This is a genomic window from Pantoea sp. 1.19, assembly GCF_001922585.1.
Taxonomy (GTDB): Bacteria; Pseudomonadota; Gammaproteobacteria; order Enterobacterales; family Enterobacteriaceae; genus 1-19.
Genome location: NZ_MRBS01000003.1, coordinates 530590 through 539355, shown reverse-complemented (window position 1 = coordinate 539355; position 8766 = coordinate 530590). Strand labels below are relative to the sequence as shown.

At 58.1% G+C, this 8766-nt stretch carries 10 protein-coding genes; 3 read left to right on the top strand and 7 right to left on the bottom strand.

Annotated elements, in window-relative coordinates:
- Positions 1 to 648: 648 nt before the first annotated feature.
- Positions 649 to 924: a hypothetical protein gene (locus BS626_RS09215; protein ID WP_075182074.1), complete on the top strand. Its 276-nt coding sequence runs from the start codon at positions 649 to 651 to the stop codon at positions 922 to 924.
- A 257-nt stretch (positions 925 to 1181) separates the two neighbouring features.
- Here the strand turns inward: BS626_RS09215 and BS626_RS09210 are convergent, their stop codons facing one another.
- From BS626_RS09210 to BS626_RS09200, 3 genes are all read right to left on the bottom strand, one after another.
- Positions 1182 to 1430: a CsbD family protein gene (locus BS626_RS09210; protein ID WP_075182073.1), complete on the bottom strand. Its 249-nt coding sequence runs from the start codon at positions 1428 to 1430 to the stop codon at positions 1182 to 1184.
- A gap of 119 nt (positions 1431 to 1549) precedes the next feature.
- Positions 1550 to 1810 carry a biofilm development regulator YmgB/AriR family protein gene (locus tag BS626_RS09205; RefSeq protein ID WP_075182072.1) on the bottom strand — a complete coding sequence of 87 codons (261 nt, stop codon included), beginning with the start codon at positions 1808 to 1810 and terminating at the stop codon, positions 1550 to 1552.
- A gap of 454 nt (positions 1811 to 2264) precedes the next feature.
- Positions 2265 to 2588, bottom strand: coding sequence for a DUF6388 family protein (locus BS626_RS09200; protein WP_075182071.1), 324 nt, complete (start codon positions 2586 to 2588; stop codon positions 2265 to 2267).
- A 186-nt stretch (positions 2589 to 2774) separates the two neighbouring features.
- Here BS626_RS09200 and yedD point away from each other — a divergent pair, with 186 nt between their 5' ends.
- On the top strand, positions 2775 to 3239 hold the full coding sequence (yedD, locus tag BS626_RS09195) for a lipoprotein YedD (protein WP_075182070.1): 465 nt from the start codon (positions 2775 to 2777) through the stop codon (positions 3237 to 3239).
- 41 nt (positions 3240 to 3280) lie between these two features.
- On the opposite strand, the gene amyA is transcribed toward yedD, so the two are convergent.
- The 4 genes from amyA to fliD form a co-directional block, all read right to left on the bottom strand.
- Positions 3281 to 4759, bottom strand: a complete 1479-nt coding sequence (gene amyA, locus BS626_RS09190) for an alpha-amylase (protein ID WP_075182069.1) — start codon at positions 4757 to 4759, stop codon at positions 3281 to 3283.
- Between the two features lie 86 nt (positions 4760 to 4845).
- Positions 4846 to 5205: a flagellar protein FliT gene (gene fliT, locus BS626_RS09185; protein WP_075182068.1), complete on the bottom strand. Its 360-nt coding sequence runs from the start codon at positions 5203 to 5205 to the stop codon at positions 4846 to 4848.
- Positions 5205 to 5612 (bottom strand): flagellar export chaperone FliS, encoded by a 408-nt coding sequence (fliS, locus tag BS626_RS09180; protein WP_075182067.1) that lies wholly within the window; start codon positions 5610 to 5612, stop codon positions 5205 to 5207. The genes fliT and fliS overlap by 1 nt, the downstream gene beginning before the upstream one ends.
- Before the next feature lie 10 nt (positions 5613 to 5622).
- Positions 5623 to 7041, bottom strand: coding sequence for a flagellar filament capping protein FliD (fliD, locus tag BS626_RS09175; protein ID WP_075182066.1), 1419 nt, complete (start codon positions 7039 to 7041; stop codon positions 5623 to 5625).
- 308 nt (positions 7042 to 7349) lie between these two features.
- On the opposite strand from fliD, the gene BS626_RS09170 reads away from it, so the two are divergent.
- Complete coding sequence (locus BS626_RS09170; protein ID WP_075182065.1) at positions 7350 to 8633, top strand: FliC/FljB family flagellin; 1284 nt, start codon at positions 7350 to 7352, stop codon at positions 8631 to 8633.
- Positions 8634 to 8766 lie beyond the last annotated feature (133 nt).

The window sequence follows — 8766 nt, the reverse complement described above, 5'->3', positions numbered from 1 at the left end:
CGGTCCATATCTGACCGAGTGACTCAGTTGAGTCAGTTGCGCCCGACCTCCCGTTGACTGCGTTCACGCATTACAATGCAACTCCCCGCGCACAGCGCGCCGGGATATTACTTCCCGAGAGAATGCCGACGGCAGCGGGCATCGTTACGACAGCTGTCCGGAGATGGCGGGTCAGGAGCAGCCACTAAGCCAAATCTTTGGCTGAGCAAACAGCACCATTTTCACCAGGGCGTTCATCACAGGACGCATTGGCGAGTGCGCCCGATGATCAAACTGTATGGGATATTGTCTGTCCTCTCATCTCCGTCAACTCATGCAGATGAGAGAAGATGCCAGCATCCAATACAGTCAGTTGCCGCAGCGCGTCAGAGTTAATGACAAAACTGACGTCAGAAACAACCCGTTTCATCACCCTGGCAGGAGCAATCGCATTCACTAGTTAGTTAACTGACAAACGCGACTCTCCTGGCGTTGGTGGGGCGTGTCGCCACGTTTGTAATAACGTTTGTCACTCTGAAAGAAAGCATTAATTAAGAAAAAAATCGTGGCGAATCCTACCCTCACAACCCACCGCCTGCGGGCGGTTTTAATCGACCACTATACTGGCGGCGAAGATAATTTTCAGCGTATCGAACCGGAGCTGTTCAAATGGCTGAACAAAAGCTCCCTTATCTGAAGCGTGCCGCAGAGCTTCGCAACATTCCCCCGCGACCTGCTGATCTGTTAGCCCAGCTCGATGAGCTGGCTCAGCGGACTGGCGCAACCACACCCCAGGCCAGGATGATTGGCATCACGATGAGTAGCGTCATCATGGATATGGAAGACGAAAAATTCAGAAACAGGACAGCGTCCTTTTCTGCCGGGCACCCGCTGCGAGTCTGCCTGCCGGCGGCTTTTTTATCAGCAAAGCCTGGCAAATCCTAAGGGGAAATTGATGCTAATTCGTAACATGCTTACTCGCCGTCGCGTCCGTAACAGAGCCGGATGCTGCCTGCACGCGCACAGGGAGGAGGGGAGCGTCGCGAACGACGCACGGAGAGTGCAGATAAGCGATTTGGCGGTGAGCGCCATCTTGTGGCACCTGGCATAGCTGATTTCTTTGCGATATGCAGGAGGGACACGCCGGGAACAGAGGACGCGGCCCGGTGGCTAACCGGGCCGCAGGCGGCCCGGGATGCGGATTATTTACGACCCAGCAGGTAGCCCAGCACCACGCCGACCGCCGCCGCGACGGCAACGCCACCCAGCGGGTTGGAGGAGACCTGATCGCGGACGGTATCTGCCGCGTCCCTTACCGCATAGCTGGCCTGTGAGGCGTATTTGCGCGCCGCGCCTTTTGCCTCTTCATCCGGGCTGTCGGTGACCCGTCCGTAAACTTCCTGTGCTTTGCCTGATGCTTCTTTCAATTTATCTTCAGCTTTACCAAACATGATTTCTCCTTAATGTTTGCTTCGCGCAAAACAGATAGCGAACCTTTAGTATAGCAACCCTGGGCAATCTGCAAGTCCGGCGGACTGTCTCCGGCTGCGTTTTCCGGGTTGGCCCACCCTCACGGCGCCAGCGGCCCGTCCACCGGCGAGTGGATCACCATCTCCAGCGCCTGACGATAGACATCCAGCCGGGCGGGATCGGATTCCGACTCCAGCTTCTCAATCAGCCCCATGATGATCGCCGTTTTACTGACCGGCTTTTGCAGAGTGGTCAGTTCCCCCATCAGGGAGGCCACCACGGCCTGCTCTGGCGAAGCATGTTGACCGGCACGTTTAAAGTAATCAGTGATTTCTGCTTCGACAGCGGATGCGGATGGCATAATGCGCCTCTCTGAACAGGTTGCGATCGCCGGCGCCGAACGGATACCTGACGCGGGCAGAAAAAGGGAGTAAGCCTCTGCAGGTGGAAATCCGTCGCACCTCCACAGGCGGTGCAAGGCACCGTTCGTTACGTGTGGCCGCTAACCACGCCCTTAAAGTTATACAAAAAATAAAAACCTGTACAACTTTGACTGTGATATTTTGTGTGGTCGGAGGTGTATTTTATATGCAACAAATTCTGCGCCCGGGCGCAGCCCGTCGGAGCGCACTACACTGATTCTGCAGGCACTCTGCATTAGCACAGAGGAGAAGGAAGATGACGCAGGCAGAAAAACCGACGCACCCGGCGAAAGACGATCCAAAACAACAGGGGGAGGTGCCGCGTAAGCGGGATGACAGCGACGATGAGGTGGAAGAGTCGTCAGAGGGATAGCCCCTGACGATCCGGGAGGGCTACAGATCGTTTTCGCGGCAAAAGGCTTCCCAGCTCATGCCCATCGCGGCGGCGCGTTCGCGCAGGTAGCCCTCAATGGCGACGGCGGCAACGGCTTTGTCCGGCTCGGCCAGCTGAATGGCAAAAATCATGCCGTCCAGCTTTTTTTCGCGTAAAAAGCCGGCAAATGCCCGCTCGGCCTGCCAGTCGCGCAGCGCCTGACGGGTCATGCCCAGCGCTCCGGCTTCCTCATCGGTCAGGGCGTCCAGCGCCTGGCTGACTTCGGGATAAGCGGTAATGAACATCTCGCGGGCGAGGGCGTAATAAGCTTCGGGGGTTTTCATCGCGGACCTGCTGGCTGGAAAAAAATGCGAGTGTACCCATCGCGCCGGATCGGTGCAAGTCGCGGCCGCACCATTCTCCCGGGGCGGCACTCCGCGGAAAAAACGCGGCTCAGCGCCGGGTGCCGCTTGCGATGGTGCGGGCAAAATTATAACGTAGCAGGCCACACAGCCTGTCAGGGAATAAGCATGAAGAAGTGGATTGTCGCAGGGGTCGTCCTGCTGAGCGGTTGTACGCAGATCACCCGGTATGAAACGGCGGTAAAAACCCCGGCGCCGGCGGACTTACAGGGCGTCTGGCAGACGGACGGCCCGCAGCGTGGCCTGGTCAGCGATCAGGCGATGGCAAACCTGATCATTACCGCCGACGGAGACACGCTGGACTGCCGTCAATGGCAGCGGGTAATCGCGAAACCCGGTAAGCTGACGCGGGTTGATGGCGATTACGTTAACGTTAATCGTCAGGTGCGGGTCATGCCACTGGTGCGCGAGGGGGCAACGCTGCACTACGACAAACTGACGCTGCGGCGGGTCGATCGTCCGACGATTGAGTGTCAGAAAGCGCTGGATGCGGTGAAGGCGCAGCCGGAGGCCGCGGTGATTCAGACGATTCAAATTGATGCGCTGGCGGACAATCCGGCCAGCGGCAAATAATTGCGGTGCCTGCCCCGCGGGGGCAGGCTGCATCCGGCAGGTTACGTCCTGACCCAGACGCTCAGGCTGCCGGCCGGGCAGCGAAACTGTCCGCTGCCCTGATCGTCACAGCTTATCTCTTCCGGCCAGTGACCCAGCAGATCGCGCCAGCGGCTGTGGGCGTGCGCCTCGCCGAGCGCAATGGTTTTCTCACCGTCATCGCCGTTGGATAATACCACCACGCAGCCCGGCAGGCTGTCGGTACCGCTGCGGCTAAAGGCGATGCAGTTGGCGTGGTCAAAATAATCAGTCTGGCTGCCGTGAGCAAACTGCTGACGCGCCTCGAGCAGGGTTTCCAATACCGCAACCACCGGCATCTCAATATCGTACTCCTCGCCGTCCGCCCCGCTGTCGCGGTATTGCGCGCCAAACAGATCGGGATAAAACACGCAGGGCACGCCCTGCTCACGCAGCAAGATCAGCGCGTAGGCCAGCGGCTTAAACCAGGGATCGACCGGCGCTTCCAGCGCCTGCAGCGGCTGGGTGTCATGGTTGGCGACCAGCGTTACCGCGTGAAGCGGATCGGCCTCCACCAGCGTGCCGGAAAAAATGTGTCGCAGATCGTACTCGGCGCCCTGTCGCGACGCGTGGTGGAAGTTATTCTGCAATGGTGCATCAAACAGCATGCTGCGCCCGTCGGTTTGCGCAATCCACCCCTGCAGTTTATCCACTTCAAAGCCCCAGTATTCGGCGACGACAAACAGCGGCCGCCCGGCGTGATCCTGGATATGCGCCAGCCACTCCTGGTAAAACCAGGCGGGGATGTGTTTTACCGCATCCAGGCGGAAACCGGCGCAGCCGGTCTGCTCGAGGACCCAGCGCGCCCAGAACTTCAGCTCCTCACGCACCGCATCATTACGAAAATCCACATTAGCGCCCATCAGGTAATCAAAGTTACCCAGCTCATCATCAACCTGGTCGCTCCAGCCCGCTTCGGTGTAATCGTTGACGATCTTAAAAATGGTATTTTCATCGGGGTTTTCGATGTGGTCGATACCGCTGAAACAGTGGTAGTCCCAGACAAAAGTGGAGTACTGCCCGCCGCGCCCCGGAAAGGTAAAGCGGGTCCAGGCCTCGGCCTCGATCACCTCATCGTCGATCTCCTCGCGGTTGGCCGGATTCACGCGGTTGACCCGCACCGGCTCCTTCTCGTCGGCGCCCATCCGGTGATTCAGTACCGTGTCCATCAGCGTGCCGATCCCCTGCTCGCGCAGGGCGTCAATCGCCGCCAGCAGCGCGGCCTTGTCGCCATACTTGGTGGCCACGCTGCCTTTCTGATCAAATTCGCCGAGATCAAACAGGTCATAGACGTCATAACCCACCGAGTAGCCGCCGGTGCTGCCTTTGGTCGCGGGCGGCAGCCACACCAGGGTAATGCCTTTTTCGCCCAGCCAGCGGGCGCGGTCCTGCACTTCCGGCCAAAGCTGGCCGCCTTCCGGGGTATACCAGTGAAAGCACTGCAACAGGGTGGGATGCGGCATGCGATTAACTCCAGTGGGGGGAATCAGTGAAGTATGATGCAGAAGTCAAAAAGTGGGGGCCATTTTTGTGAGATGGCCCAAATTATTTAAACCCCGCTGCCGGGATAAAGGATATTTCCCGCCAGGCTGCCGTAGGCGTGATTGACCGACTGCTGGCGGCTCTGCTGCTCCACCAGCCCGCGCAGCTCGTCAAGACGCTGCGTCAGCAGCGTGCGCAGCGTGCTCTCGTTGGCGATCAGCGCGCGCAGAATCGGCCGCACCTGGCGCTGCTGGTCGGCGGGCAGCGTGGCCACCTCCTGCTGCCGGGTCAGGTGCTCAATGGCGTTCAGATAGCGCATCTCTTCATTCACCAGTCGATCCCACTCGCCCGTGCGGGCGAGCGCCAGCAATTCTTCACTCAACGCCAGTGCCTGTTGGTACAACGCCGTTAATCCGGATGTGATCATTACGCGGGTTCCTGTGCCTGAAGCAGTGTGCCGGCCTCTTTCCAGGCGTCGGCAAGGGGGGTCAGTAAGCCATCCACTTCGTGGACCGCCTGCAGATCGTTATGCAGGTTGGCGTGCAGTAAACGGCGAACCATATAGTCATAGAGGGCAGACAGGTTAGCCACCAGCTCGCCTCCGCCTTCGGTATCCAGCCCGGCCTTCAGCCCATTATCGATGATGGCGATGGCCTTCGACAGCGCTTCGCCTTTGGCGATCGTCTCGCCCTGCTGAATGAAAAGGCCTGCTCTGACCAGCGCGCTGTGCGCACCGTCAAACAGCAGGGTAATCAGCTGGTGCGGGCTGGCGCTCATCACCGCGCTCTCCAGCCCGACCTGCGCGTAGGCCTGTATTCCGCGTGCGCTAAACATAAAAACCTCGTTATTTACTGTTGTTCATGGCGTTGAACTGCTGCGTCAGGTAGCTGGTGGTATTGCTCAGCGAAGAGATAAGCGTATCCAGCTGGGTGAACTGCGCCTTGTAGCGGGCAATCGTGTCGTCGATGCTGGCGCTGGTGCTCAGATAATCCTTGGTCAACTGCTTAAGCGTGCTGTTCACGCCGGCCTGGGCACTGCTGATGATGCCGTCACTGGCGAGATAGCTGGTCACCTGGTTTTTGGTGGTGGTGGTGACGCCGCTGGTTTTACCATCGCCGACCAGCAGATCCATTACCGCGCCGGCATGATTGTTCAGCTTGTCCTTCAGCTTGTCATTGTCGATCTGCAGCAGTCCGGTTTTGTAATCTTTTACCGTGATGCCCAGCTGGCTGAGGGTATTCAGGCCGCCGGTGGCTTGGGTATTGGTAAACTGTTCTTTGAGACCGGCCTGAATGGTACGTACCACGCTGTCGCCGAGCAGGGCGCCGTTGCTGGCGTTCTGCGCCTCTGAGCCGGGATCCGCGGCGCTGTAGGCGGTGACCGATCCAATGGTGGTCATCAGCGCGTTATAGGCGGAGACCCAGTCGCCGATCGCCTGGGTAGCCTTATCGGTACTTTTGCTCACCGTCACCGTAGCGTTCTCGGTGGTTTTGTTGAGCGTCAGCGTCACCCCGGTCGGCGCGTCGGTCACGGTATTGCTTTCGCGCACAATGGCGATGTTATTGACCGTCAGCTGGGCGTTTTTTGCCTCGACGCTGGACTGCATGGCGCGCGGACCGCTGCTGTTTTTGGCGTCGTAGGCCAGCAGATCGTTCAGCTTTTTATCGCCCTCGACCGACACATTCATCTGGGATTTCAGTCCGGTATCGTTCGCGGTCAGCACCAGCTGATAGCTGTTGTCATTAGCCTTGATGATGCTGGCGCTCACCCCACCGTCGGCGGCGTTAATCGCATCGCGGATGCCGGTGAGCGAGGTCTGATCGTCGCTCAGGGTCAGCGTTAACGGTTCCGTCCGGCTGTCTTGCTGAATGGTCAGAGTGCGGGTGCCGCCGTTCAGCGTACCCAGCTTGTCGCTACTGCTGGTCTGTGCTGCGGTGTTCAGTGACTGCGCCTGGGCCAGCTGATTCACGCTGATAGTGTACTTGCCCGCCGCCGCGCCGGCGGCGGTAGTGGCGGTCAGTGCATCGCTGCTGCTGGCCACCGTCGTGCTGCGAAACAGGTCGGCATTATTCAACGCGCCGTTGGCGCTCTGAAACTTCTCCAGCGCGCTTTTCAGCGATCCGTAGGCGGTCAGTTTGGCTGAATAGCTGCTCTGCTGCTGGGTGATCGGCGTCAGGCGTCCTTTTTCTGCCGTGGTCAGATTCGTTAACAGGGTATCGAGCGGCAGATTCGAACCGATACCCAGTGAAGAAACGGAGGCCATAGAGGAAATCCTTTTATGTGACGAAGTAGGGGACGTTAACCGTTATCGGCGACGACGCGAAAAAGTTTACGCCTTTAATTGCGTGCCGATGGCGCAAATAGTCGCCAGTGGCGGGCGTATTTCCAGCGCTTACCGGTGACCGCCCGGCGGAAAGCGCGAGGAACCGGGGCAGCAGGGCGTCGGCAGGCGGAATTTTTTAAAAAGGGCTAAAGGTTAACGGCGGGTCGCCGATACCGGGTAGGACGGTGATGACACCGTGGGCAACAGCCCAACCCTCATCCGACGTGAACAGATAAGGAACGACCATCATGGCACAAGTCATTAATACAAACAGCCTGTCGCTGTTGACCCAAAACAACCTGAACAAATCCCAGTCTTCTCTGAGCAGCGCCATTGAGCGTCTGTCCTCCGGCCTGCGCATCAACAGCGCCAAAGACGATGCCGCCGGCCAGGCGATCGCTAACCGCTTTACTGCCAACATCAAAGGCCTGACCCAGGCCTCGCGCAACGCCAACGACGGTATCTCCATCGCGCAGACCACCGAAGGTGCGCTCAACGAAATCAACAATAACCTGCAGCGCGTGCGTGAGCTGGCGGTACAGTCCCAGAACGGTACCAACTCTGACAGCGACGTGCAGTCCATTCAGCAGGAGGTACAGCAGCGCCTGCAGGAGATTGACCGCGTATCTTCGCAGACCGCGTTTAACGGCGTGAAAGTGCTCTCTTCTGACACCAAGCTGAGCATCCAGGTGGGTGCCAACGACGGTGAGCAGATCGATATCGATCTGAAAAAAATCGATACCTCAGCCCTGGGCCTGACCAACTTTTCCGTGGACACCAAATTTGACACCACGAAGGTCAACACCACGGCGATTGCCAATGGCGCCAACGTTACGCTGAGCACCAAATCGGTTAATGCGGCAGTTCAGGATGATAGTGCGGCTAGCGGTGCGCAAACCAGCAATAAAGGTGTCTTTGCACTGAAAGACGGTAGCGGTTATGTGGTTAAAGGCAGTGATGATAAATATTACGCAGCGAATACTTCAACCAACGATGGCAAGGTAACCTGGGACTCCAGTACTACCGCTGTAGCTGCCAACACCGTTGACGAAAGTAAAGAGTTAACGCAGGTGAAGGTCAACGATAAAACTGTAACGGCTGACACGACCAATCTGAGCGTCGGCCAGACGTTGCACTCCTATAAAAAAGACAACGGTGATGATGGTTTTGTTATCAAGAACGCTGACGGTTCTTATAACCGTGCAGATATTGACAGTAAATCCGGTAAAGTTTCGGTGGGAACCAAAATTTCCAGCAATCCGGATGTCATGTCCACCATCGATGACGCTTTAAAGATGGTTGACGAACAGCGTAGCTCGCTGGGTGCGATTCAGAACCGTTTCAACTCCACCATCACCAACCTGGGCAACACGGTAAACAACCTCTCTTCCGCCCGTAGCCGCATTGAAGATGCCGACTACGCGACCGAAGTGTCCAACATGAGCCGCGCGCAGATCCTGCAGCAGGCCGGAACCTCCGTGCTGGCCCAGGCCAACCAGACCACGCAGAACGTGCTGTCGCTGCTGCGTTAATTCGCTGCCGCTATCCGCATCCCGCATCAGGGCGACGCCAGTCGCCCTGATTATTTTTTGTCCCTCCGCGCCTTTTCCCTACAGCTTTGTTCGCCGCTGCCGATAGTCACAGCAGGCATTAATGCTGCCAACA